The organism is Shewanella sp. 1180_01 (assembly GCF_052850535.1).
Window position 1 is genome coordinate 1 of sequence record NZ_VXCT01000222.1, and the last position, 277, is coordinate 277.

The window sequence follows — 277 nt, forward strand, 5'->3', positions numbered from 1 at the left end:
CTAGGTTTCGACTTTCTCTTAAGATATTGTTGGCTTTTGAAGGCAGAGATATTAATGTAATGGCCCAGTTATTAGCTCATTCAGTGTAGTGGTATGAATTTAAAAGGGATTAAAAAGAAATTATTGCGCTTTAAATCCATTTTCTTAAACCATTGGATAAGCTTTACCATTAAACACCCCAGATACAATAAACCGTATTATCATTCAGAAATTAAAAAGATGATGGATTGTGGGAGTGAGGCGTTAGGTTTTGCTACGTTTCAGTGTTTGTCATGTG

At 34.3% G+C, this 277-nt stretch carries 1 protein-coding gene; it reads left to right on the forward strand.

Annotation, left to right across the window (positions count from 1 at the left end; genetic code table 11):
- Window positions 1-93: 93 nt before the first annotated feature.
- The coding region (locus FW758_RS24950) for a hypothetical protein (RefSeq protein ID WP_446446863.1) at window positions 94-277 on the forward strand (184 nt) is incomplete at its 3' end.